Annotated in this window: 18 protein-coding genes and 2 pseudogenes; 10 read left to right on the top strand and 10 right to left on the bottom strand. The window is 69.9% G+C overall.

All coding sequences use genetic code 11. The features are described from left to right. Positions 1–47: 47 nt before the first annotated feature. Positions 48–722, bottom strand: a complete 675-nt coding sequence (locus ACFWDI_RS27010) for an anti-sigma factor family protein (protein WP_385307586.1) — start codon at positions 720–722, stop codon at positions 48–50. A 94-nt stretch (positions 723–816) separates the two neighbouring features. On the opposite strand from ACFWDI_RS27010, the gene ACFWDI_RS27005 reads away from it, so the two are divergent. The 6 genes from ACFWDI_RS27005 to ACFWDI_RS26980 all read left to right on the top strand — a co-directional run bounded on the left by ACFWDI_RS27005 (position 817) and on the right by ACFWDI_RS26980 (position 5771). After that, complete coding sequence (locus ACFWDI_RS27005) at positions 817–987, top strand: hypothetical protein (protein ID WP_385307584.1); 171 nt, start codon at positions 817–819, stop codon at positions 985–987. A gap of 33 nt (positions 988–1020) precedes the next feature. After that, positions 1021–1857 carry a LytR/AlgR family response regulator transcription factor gene (locus tag ACFWDI_RS27000; protein ID WP_385307582.1) on the top strand — a complete coding sequence of 279 codons (837 nt, stop codon included), beginning with the start codon at positions 1021–1023 and terminating at the stop codon, positions 1855–1857. A gap of 198 nt (positions 1858–2055) precedes the next feature. Beyond that, a complete protein-coding gene (locus tag ACFWDI_RS26995; protein ID WP_385307580.1) occupies positions 2056–2328 on the top strand; it encodes a hypothetical protein in 273 nt (90 codons plus the stop codon). A gap of 85 nt (positions 2329–2413) precedes the next feature. Then, positions 2414–2794, top strand: coding sequence for a hypothetical protein (locus ACFWDI_RS26990; RefSeq protein ID WP_385307578.1), 381 nt, complete (start codon positions 2414–2416; stop codon positions 2792–2794). 23 nt (positions 2795–2817) lie between these two features. Then, positions 2818–4554, top strand: a complete 1737-nt coding sequence (locus tag ACFWDI_RS26985) for a cation acetate symporter (RefSeq protein WP_385307576.1) — start codon at positions 2818–2820, stop codon at positions 4552–4554. Then, positions 4551–5771, top strand: coding sequence for a histidine kinase (locus tag ACFWDI_RS26980; protein WP_327327413.1), 1221 nt, complete (start codon positions 4551–4553; stop codon positions 5769–5771). The genes ACFWDI_RS26985 and ACFWDI_RS26980 overlap by 4 nt, the downstream gene beginning before the upstream one ends. A gap of 80 nt (positions 5772–5851) precedes the next feature. Here the strand turns inward: ACFWDI_RS26980 and ACFWDI_RS26975 are convergent, their stop codons facing one another. The 5 genes from ACFWDI_RS26975 to ACFWDI_RS26955 all read right to left on the bottom strand — a co-directional run bounded on the left by ACFWDI_RS26975 (position 5852) and on the right by ACFWDI_RS26955 (position 8993). Then, positions 5852–6373, bottom strand: a complete 522-nt coding sequence (locus tag ACFWDI_RS26975; protein WP_385307573.1) for a hypothetical protein — start codon at positions 6371–6373, stop codon at positions 5852–5854. A 208-nt stretch (positions 6374–6581) separates the two neighbouring features. Beyond that, positions 6582–7247 (bottom strand): hypothetical protein, encoded by a 666-nt coding sequence (locus ACFWDI_RS26970; protein WP_385307571.1) that lies wholly within the window; start codon positions 7245–7247, stop codon positions 6582–6584. 169 nt (positions 7248–7416) lie between these two features. Beyond that, the gene (locus ACFWDI_RS26965) at positions 7417–7815 is read right to left on the bottom strand and encodes a GntR family transcriptional regulator (RefSeq protein WP_385307569.1); all 399 of its coding nucleotides are present in this window, start codon (positions 7813–7815) and stop codon (positions 7417–7419) included. Then, positions 7812–8570 carry a hypothetical protein gene (locus ACFWDI_RS26960; RefSeq protein WP_385307567.1) on the bottom strand — a complete coding sequence of 253 codons (759 nt, stop codon included), beginning with the start codon at positions 8568–8570 and terminating at the stop codon, positions 7812–7814. Before ACFWDI_RS26960 ends, ACFWDI_RS26965 begins: the two co-directional genes overlap by 4 nt. A 300-nt stretch (positions 8571–8870) precedes the next feature. Beyond that, complete coding sequence (locus tag ACFWDI_RS26955; protein WP_385307565.1) at positions 8871–8993, bottom strand: hypothetical protein; 123 nt, start codon at positions 8991–8993, stop codon at positions 8871–8873. A gap of 40 nt (positions 8994–9033) precedes the next feature. On the opposite strand from ACFWDI_RS26955, the gene pyrF reads away from it, so the two are divergent. Beyond that, positions 9034–9783: an orotidine-5'-phosphate decarboxylase gene (gene pyrF, locus ACFWDI_RS26950; protein ID WP_385307563.1), complete on the top strand. Its 750-nt coding sequence runs from the start codon at positions 9034–9036 to the stop codon at positions 9781–9783. Between the two features lie 52 nt (positions 9784–9835). On the opposite strand, the pseudogene ACFWDI_RS26945 reads toward pyrF, so the two are convergent. The 3 genes and pseudogenes from ACFWDI_RS26945 to ACFWDI_RS26935 all read right to left on the bottom strand — a co-directional run. After that, positions 9836–10172 (bottom strand): annotated as a pseudogene (locus ACFWDI_RS26945) (transposase); the annotation flags it as partial. A gap of 30 nt (positions 10173–10202) precedes the next feature. Beyond that, positions 10203–10751, bottom strand: coding sequence for a sigma-70 family RNA polymerase sigma factor (locus ACFWDI_RS26940; protein ID WP_385307561.1), 549 nt, complete (start codon positions 10749–10751; stop codon positions 10203–10205). Positions 10752–10900: 149 nt separating this feature from the next. Next, complete coding sequence (locus ACFWDI_RS26935) at positions 10901–11368, bottom strand: universal stress protein (RefSeq protein WP_385307559.1); 468 nt, start codon at positions 11366–11368, stop codon at positions 10901–10903. Positions 11369–11429: 61 nt separating this feature from the next. On the opposite strand from ACFWDI_RS26935, the gene lysX reads away from it, so the two are divergent. Both lysX and ACFWDI_RS26925 read left to right on the top strand, forming a co-directional pair. Beyond that, on the top strand, positions 11430–14732 hold the full coding sequence (gene lysX, locus ACFWDI_RS26930) for a bifunctional lysylphosphatidylglycerol synthetase/lysine--tRNA ligase LysX (protein WP_385307557.1): 3303 nt from the start codon (positions 11430–11432) through the stop codon (positions 14730–14732). 103 nt (positions 14733–14835) lie between these two features. Next, the gene (locus tag ACFWDI_RS26925) at positions 14836–15675 is read left to right on the top strand and encodes a polysaccharide deacetylase family protein (RefSeq protein ID WP_385307555.1); all 840 of its coding nucleotides are present in this window, start codon (positions 14836–14838) and stop codon (positions 15673–15675) included. Positions 15676–15701: 26 nt separating this feature from the next. On the opposite strand, the gene ACFWDI_RS26920 is transcribed toward ACFWDI_RS26925, so the two are convergent. Further along, entirely contained in the window at positions 15702–16355 is a 654-nt protein-coding gene (locus ACFWDI_RS26920) for a class F sortase (RefSeq protein WP_385307553.1), read from the bottom strand. A gap of 310 nt (positions 16356–16665) precedes the next feature. Here ACFWDI_RS26920 and ACFWDI_RS26915 point away from each other — a divergent pair. After that, a pseudogene (locus ACFWDI_RS26915) lies at positions 16666–17246 on the top strand (hypothetical protein); the annotation flags it as partial.

The raw sequence follows: 17246 nt of genomic DNA, 5'->3' as shown, positions 1-17246 counted from the left end.
TTCAGCCGGGGATCCGGAGTCCCGCGCAGTTCCGGGAGTTCCGGGAGCTATCCCTTGAGCGTGACGACAGGCTGGCCGTCGAGGGTACGGACCTCCCAGCGGCCGATCTCGCCGCTCGGCACGTCCGTACCTCCCTCGATGTCCAGCGGCTGCTCATGCCCCGGCGAGTTCGGATTTCCGTAACCGCCCGCCGGAACCGACCAGCTGAGGACAGGATGTTCAATGCCGTCCTTGCCGATGGCGACCAGCCGGCATTTGGCCGGTCCGGTCAGGCCCGCAAGCCGCAGCGCGACGGCGGTGCCCCACGCCCGGTTCTCGATCGCGGCGGACGCGGTGACTCCGGTCGTGGCGTCCTTGGCCACCACCCGCTGCCCGACAGCGGGCCCGCCGGCCTGGTCCTGGAGTGCCACCACCGCAGTGGGCGCCCCGACGATCAGCGCGGCGGCCGCCGCGACCAGCCGCAGCCGGCGCCCGGAGCTCCGCCGCCGCACCATCGTGACCTCGTCGGTGAGCCGCTCGAGCAGCTGCCCGGAGGGCAGCGGCTCGACCCGGCCGGGACCGCCCAGTTCGGAAAGCGACGCGGCAAGGGAGGCGAAGTCGGAGAGCTGTACCGTGCAGGTGACGCATTCGGACAGATGCTCCTCGAAACGGAAGGCGTCCGCGGGCTCCAGGACGCCCAGCGCATAGGCGGCCACGTCCCGGTGCCGCTGCTGCATGCTCATGGGTCCTCGATTCGTCACTTGCGGTGCTGCGTCTGACGCGGTCTGTCGCCCAGGAGTACGCATCAGGCCGCCGCTCTGCTCAACTTTGTGCACGATGAGCGCAACTGCCCCTGTGGGTTCGGCGGAGCCGTGCCGGAGTGGGACGGAGCTCGATCGCCCAACTCCCTTCAGGCCAGGGCTCATCGACATCGCCGGCGCACCCGCGCTGCGGGCGATGTTCTCGGAACAGGACCTGGTCGACGGCCACGGCGACGACAGCCCGTAGTCCCGGAATCGAGCCCCGCATACACTCCGCAGCATGCTGCGCGTACTGGCTGTCGACGACGAGAAACCGGCACTCGAAGAACTGCTCTACCTCCTCCGCTCCGACGCACGCATCAGGAGCGCGGAAGGGGCCACCGACGCCGCCGAGGCGCTGCGACGCATCAGCCGCGCCCTGGACGCGGGCCCGGACGGTGATGACGGCATCGATGTCGTCTTTCTCGACATCCATATGGCCGGGCTCACCGGACTCGACGTCGCCAGACTGCTGGCCGGCTTCGCCAGGCCGCCGCTGATCGTCTTCGTCACCGCGCACGAGGGCTTCGCCGTACAGGCCTTCGACCTCAAGGCCGTCGACTATGTGCTCAAGCCGGTGCGCAGGGAGCGGCTGGCCGAAGCGGTACGGCGCGTCCGTGACCTGGTCGTCCCGGCACGCGAGGCGCGGCCGCCCGGCCCGGTGGGCCGCCCCGCCGTACCCGCCCACATACCGAACACCGCACCCGCCGTGGCACAGAACGACCTGCCGGGCACAGCCGCCGGCGCGGAACAGATCCCGGTCGAGCTGGGCGGCGTCACTCGCTTCGTACCGATCGCCGACATCGCCTACGTCGAGGCCCAGGGTGACTACGCACGCCTGCACACCAAGGACGGCAGTCACCTGGTGCGCATCCCGCTCTCCACTCTGGAGGAGCGCTGGGCCTCCCGCGGCTTCGTACGGATACACCGCAGCCACCTCGTCGCCCTCGCCCGCATCGACGAACTACGCCTCGACGCCGGGGCGACCACTGTCCGCGTGGGCGCCGCCGAACTCGCCGTCAGCCGCCGCCATGCGCGTCAGCTGCGCGATCTGCTGATGCGGCACGCCAGGGGCTGAACCGCGACCGACCCGACCGCCGCGCCCCGGACCCGACCGTGCGCGACCGACCGTTCGACGGTCCTGGAGAGCCGCTCGTCGTCCCGGCACGGCCGTACGGCGACGGGCGTCATCCGCTGACAGAGCCGCCGCCGGATTCGGCGGCAGCCGCCCCTGTCCGCCGCCTAACCTTGATCTGGCAAGCGGAGAAGGGGCCTGATGTCCGATATCGAAGCACTGCTCGAAGAGCTCAGGGGCCTGCCGGCGACCCGGGTGTCCAGCGCTCGTGACCTCGAGGCACTCCTTGCGACGCTGAAGAGCGCGGCCGGCCGCTGGGCGGATGTGCTCTACGAGATCCAGGAATCGGCCCAGGGACTCGTCGGCCCCCGCGCCGAAGCCGCCCTCGAAGTCGCCTTCCGCAGGGCCGAGGAATCGTACGTCGAGCTCGAGATCGCCCTCAGCGACTGCGCCGCCCAGCGGACGGGCCACTGAAAAACTGGCGTCTACCGTCGGTAATCGCTCCTGCGTAGACTCCACAGCCCCCGAGGTTCGCCGAGAGACGCTGGAGCGGACGACGATGTCTGCAGAGCAACAACCCCGCCGCGAGGTCGTCACCGGCGTGCCACGCAGCGCCAGACGACGGCCCGGACACGCCCCCGCCCGGTCCGAGATCACCGAGCAGACCACTCTCGGCGCCACGTACGTACGCTCCTTGATGCGCAGCCAGTTGCGGGCCGCGCTCTGCGCGCTGGGGACGCTCGCGCTGCTCGTCGGCTCCCTGCCCCTGCTCTTCGCGCTCCCTGCCGCGTTCGGCGGCACCCTCTCCTCGCCGGAGCCCTTCGTCTGGGCGGCGCTCGGCGTGGCGGTCTACCCCGTGATGTGGCTGACCGCGCGCTGGTACGTACGCCGGGCCGAACGCAACGAACAGGACTTCACCAGGCTCGTCGAAGGGCGCTGACGGGTGCTCCCGGAGGACTCGACGTGAACCAGACCTACGCGGTGACCGCCGTCACCGCCGTGGTGCTCGCCACCGTGCTCATCGGCGCGCTCGGCCTGCGAATATCCCGCACCACCTCCGACTTCTACGTCGCGTCCCGCACGGTGAAGCCCGGCCTCAACGCCGCTGCCATCAGCGGCGAGTACCTCTCCGCCGCCTCCTTCCTCGGCATCGCGGGGCTGGTGCTCCTCCAGGGCCCCGACATGCTCTGGTACCCGGTCGGGTACACCGCCGGCTATCTCGTTCTGCTGGTGCTGGTCGCCGCACCGCTGCGCCGCTCGGGGGCGTACACCCTCTCCGACTTCGCAGAGGCCCGGCTCGAGTCCGCCGCCGTACGCCGGCTCGCCAGCCTCTTCGTCGTCGGCATCGGCTGGCTCTATCTGCTGCCCCAACTCCAGGGCGCGGGACTGACCCTGGAGATCCTCACCGGCGCGCCGAACTGGGTCGGCGGCCTTGTCGTCGCCTTCGTCGTCACCGGGGCCGTCGCCGCGGGCGGCATGCGCAGCATCACCTTCGTCCAGGCCTTCCAGTACTGGCTCAAGCTCACCGCGCTGCTGGTGCCCGCGCTCTTTCTCGTTGCTGCCTGGCTCGGCGACGACGCGCCACGCGCCCGCTTCGACGCGCCCACGCTCTTCCGCGAACACACCGTCGTACGCGTCGACGACACCGTCCGGATCGATCTCGAGGGACCGCTCACCCTCGCCGTGTCCGGCGGCATCGACGGCACACCGTACGAGGAGGAGCGGCAGATCACCCTCGGCAGAGGCACCCACCGCATCGAGGCGGGCACCACGCTGCGCTTCCCACAGGGTTCCGAAGTACCCGCGCGGGCCACCGCCGGGGCCGACCCGGCCGGCTGGTCCCAGCCGCTGTCCGGCGGCCGCGACGGCTACCACCTCTATGCCACGTACGGCCTCATCCTCGCCACCTTCCTCGGCACGATGGGACTCCCGCATGTCGCCGTCCGCTTCTACACCAGCCCCAACGGACGCGCCGCGCGTCGTACGACCCTCGTCGTCCTCGGGCTGATCGGCGCGTTCTATCTGCTGCCGCCGGTCTACGGAGCGCTCGGGCGGATCTACGCACCCGAACTCGCCCTCACCGGCGACGCGGATGCCGCCGTGCTGGTGCTGCCCGAACGGATCATCGGCGGCATCGCGGGGGATCTGCTCGGCGCGCTGCTCGCGGGCGGCGCCTTCGCGGCATTCCTGTCCACCGCCTCCGGACTGACCATGTCCGTCGCCGGTGTGATCACGCAGGATGTGCTGCCCGCACGTGGCGTACGGAGCTTCCGCCTCGCCACCCTCCTCGCCATGGCGGTGCCGCTCGGCGCGAGCGTCGTGGCCACCAATGTGCCGGTCGCCGACGCGGTGGGGCTGGCCTTCGCCGTCTCGGCGTCCTCGTTCTGCCCGCTGCTGGTGCTCGGCATCTGGTGGCGCGGGCTCACGCCACCCGGTGCCGCCGCCGGACTGGTGATCGGCGGCGGCGCCGCGCTGACCGCCGTAATGGCCACCCGCGCGGGCCTCGCGCCGGAGGGCTGGCCGCACACCTTGATGGCCTGGCCCGCCGTGTGGTCGGTGCCTCTCGGCTTCCTGACCATGGTGCTGGTGTCACTGGCCACCCCGCGTCACATACCGGCCGGCGCCGCCGCCATCCTCGCGCGGCTGCATCTGCCGGAAGACCTCGCAGGCAGGCCGCAGCCCGAAGGAGCCGAACGATGACCGGGATCGGTATGGCCGCACTCGCCGCTGCGGGGGCGGTACTGCTCGCGGCCGGCATCGCGATCGGCCGCCTGACCGCCCGACGGGGCGGCAAACCCGACCTCGACCTCGGCACACCCGTCGAACGGGCCACCTTCCAGACTCTGCACACCGCCTCGCTCGCCGCGCCCCCGCTGCGCGCCGGCCTCACCGAGGACACCGCGCGCAAGGCCGCCCGCAGGCTGCGCTCACTGCTCGGCACCGAGGCACTCTGCCTCACCGACCGCGAATCCGTGCTCGCCTGGGACGGCCGCGGCGCCGACCACCATGAACAGCGGGTGATGGTGCGTGTCGCCGACATGCTGGACTCCGGGCGCAGCCAGAGTGTGCACACCGAGTGCGAGGACCTGGAGTGCCCGCTGCGCTGGGCCGTGATCGCCCCACTGACCGGCGAGGAAGGAGTGCTCGGCGCGCTCGTCGCCTACGGATCACGGGAGTCGGCCGTCCTGGTGCGGGCCGCGACGGAAGTGGCCCGCTGGGTCTCCGTGCAGCTGGAACTGGCCGAGCTCGACCGCTCCCGTACCCGGCTGATCGAGGCGGAGATCCGTGCCCTGCGTGCCCAGATATCGCCGCACTTCATCTTCAACTCGCTCGCCGCGATCGCCTCGTTCGTCCGCACCGACCCCGAGCGCGCTCGCGAACTGCTGCTGGAATTCGCCGACTTCACCCGCTACTCCTTCCGCAGGCACGGTGACTTCACCAATCTCGCCGATGAACTGCGTTCCATCGAGCAGTACTTGGCGCTCGCCGGGGCCCGCTTCGGCGACCGGCTCAAGGTGACGCTCCAGGTGGCCCCGGAAGTGCTGCCGGTGACCGTGCCGTTCCTGTGTCTGCAGCCGCTGGTCGAGAACGCCGTCAAGCACGGTCTGGAGGACTCCAGGGACGAATGCCGGGTCACCATCGCGGCGCGGGACGCCGGGGCCGAGGCCATGGTGACCATCGAGGACGACGGCGTGGGCATGGACCCGGCCGTGCTGCGGGGGATCCTCGCGGGGCAGCGGCCGGCCTCGTCGGGCATCGGACTGTCCAATGTCGACGAACGGCTGCGCCAGGTGTACGGCGACGACTACGGACTCGTCATCGAGACCGGCGTCGGCGCGGGCATGAAAATCACGATGCGGATCCCCAAGTACCGGGCGGGTGTGCACTCATCGGCCGGACGCCGGGCCGGCGGATGAGATTTCCGCGTCCACATTGAGTCGTCTCGCCACCCGTTTCGTACTGACCGGTGACGATGAGCGACCAGGAGCGGTCGCCCTCAGAAGAGGTGGATGGCCAGATGGCTCAGCGGCAGACCCAACTGCCAGGCCGGAGTCCATATCTGCTCGCACTCGTCCACCGGCACGTCCAGCGGGCCGGCCGGGGCCCACGGTCCGCTGTCGCCGAGATCGGCGGCCAGCAGCTCCGTCTGCCGCAGCCAGCTCCAGGTGGCCCTCGCGAGCGCGAGATCCACATCGGCCCCCGCGGCGAGGTCCTGCTCCCGCTCCTCCCGGGCGGCCAGCCGCTCCTGCACCCAGTCCTGCCAGGGATGGCCGTACGAGGTGAGGGACAGCCACTCGTCGATGCGGGAGACCCCCCGGACACCCCCGAGTTCGTTCGCGCTGTCGCACAGATAGATGGTGAGCGCCAGCGTCTGTCTTCCCGCGCGGAACTCGAGCGAGCCGTTCCCCACGAGAGCACCCGTGCGGAGCATCTCGTCGGCGATGTACTCGGCGCAGAGCCATGCCATGGGTACTGCCAGCCCGCCGCTGCTGGTGCCGTTCGAACTCTCGGGCCGCACTCTTCCCACCTTCTTCCCGGACGACGTCGTATACCGACTCGACCACGAGCCTCCACCGAGAAACACGGCTGAGGGCCCGTCTTTACTCAACTTCAGCGTGAGGTTTCGCATACGGTCACCCCTTTGTCGTGGTCCCAGAGGGAGCTGGCCACCACCGGGGCGGCCGGGGTGGAAGGGACCTCGCCACAGCCCGAAGCGAGCCATGGTGTCAGGCCGCCACGGCTGCCCATCCGGACCGCCAGCTGCCGTCGAGGAGCTGGAAGCGCAACAGCCCCGCGCGGCACCGCCGCCACGCAGGGCTGCCCGCGTCCGCCGCGCTCAGTGCGAGGAGTGCGAGGGCCGTGGCGGGCGGTTCGTCCTCGATGCGGCTGCCGTCCCGCCGCGCCGCCGCGATACGGGCCACCGCCTCACGCACCGGCTGCCGGCCGGCCGCCGGATGTTCCACCAGGAGCCGTGCCGCCCACAGGGCGGGGGAGCCGGACCGCCCGGTGAACGGGCAGGGCGTGGCGGTCGCGATGTCGTGGGCGAGCAGCCCGGCCAGCCGGCCGGGCGGCGCACCGCCGACGACCCCCAGATCGACATGGAGGGCCACCGCCTGGACGATCCGGGACAGAGCCGCGTACCCGGGCGCGGCGAGCAGCGGATGGCTCAGATCGACGGGCTTCCCCTCGCGCAGCGCCAGCGTCCGCAGCGCCGACTGGATCAACATCAACTCGGTGACGGGGGCGCCGGATTGGGGACCGGCGCCACGCAGCCAGCGGCGCGCACGCCGGGCCGCGCGGGCCGCCGCGGCGTCGGGACAGCGGCTCAGCGCCAGGCAGGCCAGCGCCGTCTCGGCGATCGCCGGTCGCCGGGCAGGGGGCGTCTCGGTCACAGGAACCGTCCTCGGGTGGCTCGGAACACGCAGTACGTACGTCGTGTCAGTACGCGCACCGCCGGGCCCGGGTTCAGCCGCAGCATCGCCTTGAGCACACCGCGCTCCCTGGCGGTGCCCGAGGAAGACCTGGCACACGTTCAGAAAGAGACACGACCGCGGCGGAAGATCATCGGTGTCGGTCGCCGCCGGGTGTGGCGAGTGCGTGCCGGAGAGCCGCCAGCGCGTCGTCGTCCGTGACGCCGAGATTCCGGGCCGCGGCAGCATAGTTGCGGGCGTGCTCCGCGAGCCTGTCCCTGGCGTCGGTGCCTGTGGCGGTGGCCGCTACGCGGGTGCCGGATCCTCGCCGGCTGTGCACCAGTCCCGCCGATTCCAGCTCGCGATAGGCCCGCACCACGGTGTTGTTGGCCAGTCCCAGGTCGGAGGCGAGCTGGCGCACGGGCGGCAGTTTGTCACCCTCACGCATGCGCCCCACCGCGATCAGATCGGCGAACTGCCTTCTGATCTGCTCGAACGGCGGCACGGGGGTGGCGGGGTCCACCCGGATGACGAGCCCGTCGGCCGTCACGGCCGCGCCTTGATGTGCGCCTGTGGCAGGAGCAGGGCGCCCAGGCAGCATCCCGCGGTCAGCGCCGAGGCGAACGCGGTGATTCCCAGTCCCCAGAGGCTCACGCTCTCCATCCATCCTCCGCAGCTCAGGCTGAGCACGGCCGTCGCCATGGTCAAGGACACGGCGAAGAGCGGTGCCGCCACCAGCATCCCCCACGCACCGACGATCGCGCGCGCCCGGATACGTCGCTGATCGTCGCTTGCGGAGCGCATGGTGATGCGCCGCAGAGCCGGAACGCACACAAGGGTGCCGACGACGAGGCCGCCGAGAACCGGCCAGGCGTAGTACGGCCCGGGCCAGGGCCCGATGAGCTGATGGCGGCCGCGGCACGTCATGGCAAGTGCCCGGCCCGCGTGCCCGGCGCTGTCCGTGGCGGACGTGACCACGGCGATGGCCAGCAGGCTCGGCAGGAGTGCGGCCTGCACAGCAAGCGCGGCCGTCAGTCCGCGGGGAATATGGTCGCGTATCCGACGTGGGGCCACCGTGGCCTGTCGGACGCCGCTTCCCGCCGGATGCGCGATCAGGTCTGCCGCGAGCACGCCGGCGACGGCGCAGATCCCGAGAACGGGGATGGCGTAGAGCAGATCGACATCGGCCTCGGAGCTGAAGGTGACCGTCTTGCCGACGAGGACTCCGACTACGAGTCCGCTCCAACGGACCGGCGCGTCGGCCCAGTTGCGCCACGTGGTGTGCGTTTCCGGAGAAGTGGACATGACGTACCCCCATGCACATCGACCAAGCGTGTCAGTTGATTGACACAATCTGCCTACCGAAGGGGAACTGTGTCAAGAGGCTGACACAATCCAGGCGTCGTGTGGGCCGGTCGGGTACAACAGTTGGGCACGCGGCGGGAGTTGCTGCGCGAGGCTGCCACCGCCAGGGTGGATGTCACCATAACTCCCCTCCCGGGGTGCCCTGTTGGCCGCGTCGCCGGGGCCGCACCGAGCCTCGGAGAGCGGCGGGACGCCCCGTGGAGTTGTCCGCCACCCGGCGCACACGGGCCTGCTGGGTGCTCAGCGGCCGAACGGGGCGACGAGTACGGCGTCGAACAGCGACGAACTGTCGAACGGCACGACGAGCGGTGCGGCGGACGGCCGGCCCCGGCCGTCGCCAGTGCTGTGACCGGGAAGGTTCACCGGGTTGGGCGCTCACCCCGTTCGTGAGGGGCGGTCGGTTGTGCAAGGGCAAGCCGCCCTCATCGCGCTGCCCTCGGTGGGCGACAATGGCACCGTGGAGCCAACCAGTCGGGTCATCGTTGCTTTGGATTTCGACAACCGTCGAGCTGCTGACGAGATCGTCGACCGGCTCGGTGATGAGTGCTGTTTCTACAGGGTTGGGATGGAGCTGCTCACTGCGGCCGGACCTGACCTCATCGAGCACCTCGTTGGCAGGGGCAAGGACGTGTTCCTGGATCTGAAACTCTTTGAGATCCCGAACTCTGTCGCCGGTGCTGTCCGTGCTGCAGGTGCCCTGGGTGTCTCCATGGTGACCGTGCACAGTATGGGCGGCGCTGACATCATGGGAGCCGCTGTCGCAGCGGCCCGCGACTTTCCTCATCTACGGGTTCTCGCACTCACTGTCGTCACCAGCATGACCGGCTCCGACCTCGCTGACATCGGCGTCAATTCCTCGACCGAAACGCAAGTGCTGCGGCTGGCAAGACTGGCGAAACGCGCTGGATGCCACGGCGTGATCGCGTCGCCTCAGGAAGCTGGACTTCTGCGGGCTGAGCTCGGTGCCGGCAGTCTGATCGTCACGCCGGGAGTCACGCTCTCTGGTGAATCACGGGCCGAGCACGCCCGACCAGGCACACCGCGCGCGGCCATCGCCGCGGGCGCATCACATATCGTGGTGGGCCGAACGATCACTCGTGCGGCAGACCCAGTAGCTGCGGTGCGGCTCGTCCGCGCCAACATGGGGCGGTGAGCGGAAGCGAACGCTGCTCTGCTCACGGGACGCTGGTGAGGGGCCGTCCACCTCAGCGGATGCCTCTCTCGCTGCGGATGCGGGCTCGTTCCTTGCGCTGTGCGGCCAGGACGTCGGGGTGGTGAGCGTTGATGTGCGCCAGCGCAGGTAGCCGTGCAGCTCACGGGTCTGGACGGCGTGGTTCGGATGGTGGGAGTTGGCCAGTGTGAACTGCCGCAGCGGCCCGAAGTGCGCCTCGATCGGGTTGGCCCAGGAGGTGTTGGCGGGGGTGAAGCACAGCTCGACCTTGTCTTCCGCGCCCACTGGCGGATCTTCGCTCCCTTGTGCGCGGAGAGGTTGTCCAGGATCACGTGGAGCGGGGCGCCGTCCGGAGGGGCAACGCGGATCGAGCAGCAATCCGAACCTTCCCGGTCACAGCACTAGCGGCCGGCGGTCGCCGACGAGGTGGGCCTGCTGTATCCCGGCAGGCAGCGGGCGAGCGCGCGCAGCCCGTAGTAGGAACGCGACTTGACCGTACCGGCGGGTATACCGAGTGCCTGGGCGGCCTCGTTGACGCTCAGCCCGTGGAAGTAGATCTGGACCAGCACGGCCCGGTGCTCGGGGCTCAGCGACCCGACCGCCGCCCGGACGTCGAGCGCGGCGACAGCGCTCTCCGTGATGTCCGCCGGGTCGGGCGTGGTGGCCAGAACACCGTCGCCGATCTCGGTGGGACGGGCCATCCGGGACCGGCGGGCGTCGATCGCGAGGCGGCGCCCGACCGTGAAGAGCCAGGGCCGCATCGACTCGTACGGACCGTCGAACGCCTCGGGGTGCTGCCAGGCGCGTACGAGCGTCTCCTGCAGCAGATCCTCGGCGCGCTGCTGGTCCCCGTAGGTCAGTCCGAGCAGAAAGCTCAGCAGTGCGGGGCCGTGTTCACGCTGCAGCTCCGCCATGGCCCGATCGTCGGTCGTCGCGGTCGCGGTCGCCATTGCCAACACCCTTTCGCGCTGAAGTCGCTGCCACGTGGCGTATACGAACGCATCCAGGCGTGAAGGGACAGACAGTGCACAGTGGTCTTCGGCGAGCGGTCGCACGGAGCGACGAATGGTGCGGTGAACGGTCGGCCGGAACGGCACCACTACGGAACGACGGTCACCGGCCAGCGCCCCGCCTTCACCAGCCGTACCGCCACCGAACCGATGAACCGGTGGCCCGCCGACTCCGAAGCCCCGACCACCACGGCGTCCGCCTTCAGCTCGTCGGCCGCCGCCACAAGACCGCTGTACGGGTCACCGCGGAAGGTGTGGAACTCCCAGCGGACCTCCCATATGCCCTTGACCCGCTCGGCGGCGGAGCGGATCTCGGCCACCAACTCCTCGGCGATCTCGCCCGTCATGTCCCCGACCGTGACCGGGACCCCGAGCGCCGCACCCGCCGGCATTACCGGCTGGACGTACACGATGGCGAGCAGGGCATTCTGTCGTCGCGCGAGGCCGCCCGCGTACGACGCCGCACGCAGTGAGGAGTCGGATCCGTCCATACCGACGACGATGACTTTGGGGCCGTCGGTACCGCGTTCGAAGCGGTGAGGCTGCTGCTCTGTCACACCATTGAGGCTATCCGCTCCCGACAGGCGGCCCGCCGATGGTCTCCTTAGAGTGCGAAACATGACTGTCACCGTGGAGGCGCCCAGGTCCGCCCGTGGCGGCTTGCTCAGCAGGGTGCCAGAGGCGTTCGCGATGTTCTTCGCCGCACTGGGCGTGTTCTGCGTCATCATTTCGCTCATCCCTCCACTGCGGCGACTGCTGCGGCCCGTCGCCCTGTTCCTGGACCGCATCGCCGTCCCGGTCAGCGCCAACCTCGCCTACGCCGTCTTCCTGCTGCTGCTCGCAGCGGCCATCGGGGCCCGTAAGAAGGCCGCGTGGTGGCTGGTCGTCGGGTATCTGGCGCTGGTGCTGATCGCGGACGTACTGGTGGTGATCTTCGACGAGGACGTGACCTGGATCCCCAGCCTGGTGCTGTGTGTGATCGCCCTGGCGGTGCTGGTCATCGCGCGCGGGGAGTTCTACGCCGAGACCCGGCGCGGTGCGCTGCGCCGCGCGCTGCTCGTCCTGGTTCTCGGGCTCGCCGCCGGGGTACTCGTCAGCTGGGGTCTGGTCGAGCTCTTCCCCGGCTCGCTGCCGCAGGGCCAGCGGCTGCTGTGGGCCTCCAACCGGGTGCTCGGCGGACTGGTCTCCAGCGACCAGTTCGACGCCCGCCCGCCGCGCGTGCTCTTCTTCCTCCCTGGGCTGTTCGGCGCGATCGCCCTGCTCAGCGCGGCCAGCACACTATTCCGCTCGCAGCGACTGGAAGCCGCCCTGCACGGTGACGAAGAGCCCCGCATTCGCGCACTTCTCGGCGCGTACGGCCGCCAGGACTCCCTCGGCTACTTCGCCACCCGCCGCGACAAGGCCGTCGTCTTCTCGCCCAACGGGAAGGCTGCCGTCACCTACCGCGTCGAAGCCGGTGTCTGTCTGGCCAGCGGCGACCCGGTCGGCGACCGTGCGGCCTGGACCTCCGCCATCGGAGCCTGGCTGGAGGTGGCCAAACGCTATGCCTGGGCCCCCGCAGTCATGGGCGCGTCCGAGGAGGGCGCCAAAGTGTTCGCGCGCTCCGGGCTCGGCGCCATCCAGCTCGGTGACGAGGCGATCCTGCACGTCGCCCGGTTCGACCTGGACGGTCGCGACATGCGCGTCACCCGGCAGGCCGTGAACCGCGTCAAGCGGACCGGGGCGCGCACCCGGATCCGCCGCCACTCCGCCCTGACCGACGAGGAGATGCGGCAGATCGTCGACAGGGCCGACGCCTGGCGGGACACCGAGACCGAGCGCGGCTTCTCCATGGCGCTCGACCGCTTGGGCGACCCGGACGACGGCGACTGCCTCCTCGTCGAGGCCTTCGACGGAGACGGCAATCTGATCGCCCTGCTCTCCTTCGTGCCCTGGGGCAAGGACGGTATCTCGCTCGACCTGATGCGCCGTGACCGCGCCGCCCCCAACGGCGTGGTGGAGTTCATGGTCGCCGAACTCTGCGCCCAGGCGCCCAGGCTCGGTGTACGCCGTATCTCGCTCAACTTCGCCGTCTTCCGCTCGGCGTTCGAGGAGGGCGCCCGCATCGGCGCGGGCCCGGTCCTGAGGGTGTGGCGCAAGTTGCTGCTCTTCCTCTCCAAGTGGTGGCAGCTGGAAGCCCTGTACCGGTCCAACGTCAAATACCAGCCCGAGTGGTATCCGCGCTTCCTCTGTTACGGCGACGCGGGCTCGCTCGCCCGCGTCGGCCTCGCCTCCGGAATCGCCGAAGGCTTCGTCTCCGTACCGAGCCTGCGCAAGCTCTGGGGGAAGGGCAGAAGCGGGCCGGGCGTCGTCACGCCCGTCACCACCGAGGGGCTGCCGTCCATCGACTCGCTCGGCCTGGTGGGACTCGAATCGGGCGCGGCGGCGGGGGAGCAGCGGCTGCCGGAGCAGGTTCTCATCCGCCACCGCAAGCTGGAGCGGCTGCGCGCGGACGGCACCGACCCGTACCCCGTGGACATCGCCGAGCGCACCGACACCCTCGCCGAGATCCGCGCCGCGCACCCCACGCTCGCCCCCGGTACCCGCACCGGCCGGCAGACCACCGTCGCAGGGCGCGTGATGGTCGTACGCGACCTCGGCGGCGTCGTCTTCGCCGTACTGCGCGACTGGTCGGGCGACCTCCAGCTCGCGTTCACCCGTGACGGCTCCGGCCGTGACGTCATCAAGGGTTTCACCTCCGACGTCGACTTCGGCGACCACATCACCGCCACCGGCGAGATCGGCGCCAGCGACAAGGGTGAGCTCTCGGTCTTCGTGACGGAGTGGCAGCTGACGGGCAAATGCCTGCGCCCGCTGCCCGACAAACGGCGCGGGCTCGCCGACCCGGAGGCCCGGGTGCGCCGCCGCTATCTGGACCTGGTCGCCAGTCCCGACGCCCGCGATGTCGTACGCCACCGCTCCACCGCCGTCCAGGCGTTGCGGCAGGGGCTCCTGGAGCGCGGCTATCTCGAGGTCGAGACGCCGATGCTGCAGCAGATCCACGGCGGCGCCAACGCCCGCCCCTTCACCACCCACATCAACGCCTACGACCTCGACCTGTATCTGCGCATCGCCCCCGAGCTGTATCTCAAGCGGCTGTGCGTGGGCGGCCTGGAGAAGGTCTTCGAGATGGGCCGCACCTTCCGCAACGAAGGCGTCTCGTACAAGCACAACCCCGAGTTCACGATGCTGGAGGCGTATCAGGCCTTCGCCGACTACGACGTGATGCTCGATCTGACCCGCGAACTGATCCAGGGCGCGGCCACCGCCGCCTTCGGCTCCGCGATCGCGCACAAGGCCGGCCCGGACGGCAAGCTCGTCGAGCACGACATCTCGGGCCCCTGGCCGGTCAAGACGTTGTACGGGGCGGTGTCCGAGGCGCTCGGCGAGGAGGTTGACGCCGATACCGAAGAGTCCGTGCTCAGAGCAATATGCGATCGGGCGGGCGTCCCGCACATCCCCGACGACACCCGCGGCGATGTGGTCCTGGAGATGTATGAGCGCCTTGTCGAGGAGCGGACCAAGATGCCCACCTTCTACAAGGACTTCCCGACCGACGTCTCCCCGCTCACCCGCCAGCACCGCCGCGACCCACGCCTCGCCGAACGCTGGGACCTGGTCGCCTTCGGTACGGAACTGGGCACCGCCTACTCGGAGTTGACCGACCCGGTGGAGCAGCGCCGCAGACTCACCGCGCAGTCGCTGCTCGCTGCGGGCGGCGACCCGGAGGCCATGGAGCTCGACGAGGATTTCCTCGACGCACTGGAGTACGCGATGCCGCCGACCGGGGGTCTCGGCATTGGGGTCGACCGGCTCGTCATGTTCCTCACCGGGCTGACCATCCGCGAGACACTGCCCTTCCCCCTGGTCCGCCGTAACTGAGCTCCGTTGCCCGCATGACTCCGCTGCTCCGATCGGGTGGGTTTCGCCTGCGTAACCGGTGTGGATGAGGTGCCCGGAGCGACAGCCGTGCAAGCAGTAAGTCATGAAAAAGGATCAGATGTTCCCGGGGCGGCGGTCGGTACTCCGTATCAGCGCCTGCCTTGGCGCGGCCGTCACCGCCGGGCTGCTCTGCACCGAGCAGGCGCATTCCCCCGCGGGGTCTGCCGCCACGCCCCCGACCGGAGGCCCCCGGGCCGCCGCGGGCCCGCCGGTCTACACGTCGGCCTACCGGCTGCAGCCCATGACCGCATACACGCCACCGCGTTTCAGGCGGGCGCTGCCGCCGGTGCGACAGCGCCCTTTCCTCAGGATGTCGGAGGCGGGCCGCACCATGGTGCTCACTTTCGACGACGGGCCCGACCCCCGCTACACCCCCGACATCCTGAGCACACTGCGCGAGCACGAAGTGCGGGCGATGTTCTTCGTCTGCGGCGAGCTGGCCTCCGACAACCGGGACCTGCTCCGGGAGATGGCCGACGACGGGCACGTCGTGGGCAACCATTCCTGGTCGCACCCGCTGATCCCCAAGCTTCCGCCGTCCGGGATCCGCGACGAACTGGGCCGTACCAGCGAGGTGATCGAGCGGACGCTCGGCTCCGCGCCGCTCTGGTACCGGGCGCCGTACGGCGCCTGGAACAAGCACTCCTTCGAGATCGGCGCGGAGCTCGGCATGGAGCCGCTGGCCTGGACCGTCGATAGCCTCGACTGGACGGAGCCGGGCACCGAATCGATCGTCCGCAGGGTGCTGGACGGTGCGGGTCCCGGCGTCGTCGTCCTCTCGCACGACGCGGGCGGCGACCGCTCGCAGAGCGTCGCCGCGCTGCGCAGCTATCTCCCCGAGCTGCTGGACGCCGGATACCGCATCACCGTCCCGCGCCGCTGAACCGGCTGCGGCTCGCCGGTCCTGGTTCAGAGGGTCTTGACCATGCGCGCGAAGACCACGACGTTCCCGGAGTACCCGCCTGCCTTCGAGTAGCCGCCGCCACATGTGATCACACGCAGCTCCGGCTGTCCGGTGTCGCCGTACACCTGGGCGCCGGGGAATTGATCCTTGGGGAAGACCTCGACGCCGTACACCTCGAAGACCGCGGTCTTGCCGTCGAAGCGGTCCACCTCGATGTGGTTGCCCTTCTGGATGGAGCCGAGGCCGTAGAAGACGGCGGGCCCCGACAGATTGTCGACATGCCCGACGACGACCGCGGTACCACGCTGGCCTGGGGAGACGCCGTTCTGGTACCAGCCGGCCAGATTGGGGTCCTGCGGCGGCGGGGCGGCGATCCAGCCGTCATGGTCCACGCCCACATCCGCGACCGGGGCGTCCACGTTGAGCGCCGGGATCCGCACCCGTGCCGCGGGGGCGTACACAAGCGGCTCGACGGAGGGAGGAATGAACGTCTCGCCGACCGCGCGGCCGGCCAGTGCGGCCGCGGCGGCAGGCTGCGGCGGTCCCAGGGTGACGTCCGAGCCATTCCTTATCAGGGCGATCCCGCTGAGCAGGGCGAGCGCCAGAACGCCCCAGGGTGAGCGTCTCGTCGATTTCCAGCCGCCGTAGTCCTGGCCCATAGTTCTCCCTCCGTGGCATCTGTAGCCACGCTAAATGCGCTCGGTCAAAGCGGCGAGGAGGGAGGGGCGAATGGGTGGTGGGGCCTGCGATGGTGACCCATCCGAGCAAAAGGCCGATAAAAATTCTGACGGTCTGTGACCTGCGACTCCGTCAGATCTTGCGGCGCGTCGTCGGCGTGTCGCCTCACCGGGGTGGACCAGCGCCGAAATGCGGCGGCTGCCCGCCCCAGTGAGGGTTCGTCATGGAAGACGTACTCGTCGAATTTCCCGGAGCGCCCGCTTTGGGGCGTCTTCCGCTGGAGGTTCAACGATGCGTGCTTCACGCGCTCTCGCAGTGGCCGCGGCCGCCTGCGCGGCCGTCGGGCTCTCTGCCCCGCTGGCCGCCGCGGGCGGCGACATCCGGAACAACGATCCCATCCGTGTCAACGTGAGCCCGCAGGCGGCTCACCAGGGCAGCACCCTGACGATCACGGTCCGGGGTTGCAATCGCGGTGGCACGGTCACGTCCAACGCCTTCCCACAGACCCGCCTCTCCGAGCAGCGCTCGGGCATCTCGGCCGCCATCGCGCGGATCCACAACGATGCGACTCCCGGTCAGTACAACCTGGCGGTCAGGTGCAACGGCCTGAACGGCCTGAACGGCAACCAGAACGACAACGGGAACCGCAATGACAACGGGATCCGCAATGACAACGGGATCCGCAATGACAACGGGATCCGTAACGACAACGGGATCCGTAACGACAACGGGATCCGTAACGACAACGGGATCCGTAACGACAACGGGATCCGCAATGACAACGGGATCCGTAACGACAACGGGATCCGTAACGACAACGGGATCCGTAACGACAACGGGATCCGCAATGACAACGGGATCCGTAACGACAA

The sequence above is a fragment of the Streptomyces sp. NPDC060064 genome, assembly GCF_042736455.1.
Classification (GTDB): domain Bacteria; phylum Actinomycetota; class Actinomycetes; order Streptomycetales; family Streptomycetaceae; genus Streptomyces.
The sequence above is the reverse complement of the archived record's forward strand: the minus strand, read 5'-3'. Positions and strand labels throughout refer to the sequence as shown.

Bases quoted from the DNA above. Each gene is read 5' to 3' on its own strand.
- ACFWDI_RS26960 (WP_385307567.1), bottom strand. From the start codon at position 8,570: ATGTCCACTTCTCCGGAAACGCACACCACGTGGCGCAACTGGGCCGAC.
- lysX (WP_385307557.1), top strand. From the start codon at position 11,430: ATGACTGTCACCGTGGAGGCGCCCAGGTCCGCCCGTGGCGGCTTGCTC.
- ACFWDI_RS27005 (WP_385307584.1), top strand. From the start codon at position 817: ATGAGCGCAACTGCCCCTGTGGGTTCGGCGGAGCCGTGCCGGAGTGGG.
- ACFWDI_RS26990 (WP_385307578.1), top strand. From the start codon at position 2,414: ATGTCTGCAGAGCAACAACCCCGCCGCGAGGTCGTCACCGGCGTGCCA.
- ACFWDI_RS26940 (WP_385307561.1), bottom strand. From the start codon at position 10,751: ATGGCGACCGCGACCGCGACGACCGACGATCGGGCCATGGCGGAGCTG.
- ACFWDI_RS26925 (WP_385307555.1), top strand. From the start codon at position 14,836: ATGAAAAAGGATCAGATGTTCCCGGGGCGGCGGTCGGTACTCCGTATC.
- ACFWDI_RS27000 (WP_385307582.1), top strand. From the start codon at position 1,021: ATGCTGCGCGTACTGGCTGTCGACGACGAGAAACCGGCACTCGAAGAA.
- ACFWDI_RS26995 (WP_385307580.1), top strand. From the start codon at position 2,056: ATGTCCGATATCGAAGCACTGCTCGAAGAGCTCAGGGGCCTGCCGGCG.
- ACFWDI_RS27010 (WP_385307586.1), bottom strand. From the start codon at position 722: ATGAGCATGCAGCAGCGGCACCGGGACGTGGCCGCCTATGCGCTGGGC.
- ACFWDI_RS26980 (WP_327327413.1), top strand. From the start codon at position 4,551: ATGACCGGGATCGGTATGGCCGCACTCGCCGCTGCGGGGGCGGTACTG.
- ACFWDI_RS26920 (WP_385307553.1), bottom strand. From the start codon at position 16,355: ATGGGCCAGGACTACGGCGGCTGGAAATCGACGAGACGCTCACCCTGG.